This window comes from Actinomycetospora termitidis, assembly GCF_030286555.1.
GTDB lineage: Bacteria > Actinomycetota > Actinomycetes > Mycobacteriales > Pseudonocardiaceae > Actinomycetospora > Actinomycetospora termitidis.
Genome location: NZ_JASVWF010000017.1, coordinates 1 through 1,183 on the forward strand (window position 1 = coordinate 1; position 1,183 = coordinate 1,183).

2 protein-coding genes are annotated in these 1,183 nt (G+C 70.0%); both read left to right on the top strand.

Going from position 1 to position 1,183, the window contains the following annotated elements; all coding sequences use genetic code 11:
- The gene (locus tag QRT03_RS31990; protein ID WP_286057222.1) at positions 1 to 804 is read left to right on the top strand and encodes a CoA transferase subunit A; all 804 of its coding nucleotides are present in this window, start codon (positions 1 to 3) and stop codon (positions 802 to 804) included.
- Positions 801 to 1,183: CoA-transferase (locus QRT03_RS31995; RefSeq protein ID WP_286057223.1), on the top strand; the 383-nt coding region annotated here is incomplete at its 3' end. The genes QRT03_RS31990 and QRT03_RS31995, both read left to right, overlap by 4 nt.

Consider the following 1,183-nt stretch of genomic DNA (forward strand, 5'->3'; position numbering starts at 1 on the left):
ATGAGTGAGATCGACAAGGTGTGGGCCTCGGCCGACGAGGCGGTGGCCGACATCGCGAGCGGGTCGTCGCTGGCCGTCGGCGGCTTCGGGCTCTCCGGCGTGCCGATCGTCCTGATCGACGCGCTCAACCGCACCGACGCGACCGACCTGAAGGTCGCGAGCAACAACTGCGGCGTGGACGGGTGGGGTCTGGGTGTGCTGCTCGAGCAGCACCGCATCTCCCGGGTCACCGCCTCCTACATCGGCGAGAACAAGGAGTTCGCCCGCCAGTACCTCGGCGGCGAGATCGAGGTCGAGCTCAACCCGCAGGGCACCCTGGCCGAGCGGCTGCGCGCCGCGGGCACCGGCGTCCCCGCCTTCTACACCCCCGCCGGCGTCGGGACGATGATCGCCGACGGCGGGCTGCCCTGGCGCTACGACGCCGAGGGCAACGTCGTCGCGACCTCCCCGCCCAAGGAGGTCCGCGAGTTCGAGGTCACCCAGGCCGACGGCACCCGCGTGCGCAAGCCGCACGTGCTCGAGACCGCGCTGGACATCGACTACGGCATCGTCCGCGCCGCCAAGGGCGACCGGCAGGGCAACCTCGTGTTCAACAAGTCCGCGCAGAACTTCAACCCGCTGGCCGCGATGGCCGGCCGGATCGCGATCGCCGAGGTCGAAGAGCTCGTCGAGCCCGGCGAGATCGACCCCGACGAGGTCCACCTGCCCGGCATCTTCGTCCACCGGGTGGTCGCGCTGACCGCCGAGGAAGTCCAGCGCAAGCACATCGAGAAGCGCACCACGCAGGAGACGATGAACCGATGAGTCTCACCCGCGAGCAGATGGCCGCCCGTGCGGCGAAGGAGCTCCGCGACGGCTCCTACGTCAACCTCGGCATCGGCCTGCCCACCCTGGTCCCGAACTACGTGCCCGAGGGCGTGGGCATGGTGCTGCACTCCGAGAACGGGCTGCTCGGCGTCGGCCCGTACCCCTACGACGCCGACGTCGACCCGGACCTGATCAACGCCGGCAAGGAGACCGTCACGACGCTGCCCGGCGCCAGCTTCTTCGACTCGGCGCTGAGCTTCGGGATGATCCGCGGCGGCAAGGTCGACACCGCGATCCTCGGCGCGATGCAGGTCTCCCAGACCGGCGACATCGCCAACTGGATGATCCCCGGCAAGATGGTCAAGGGCATGGGCGG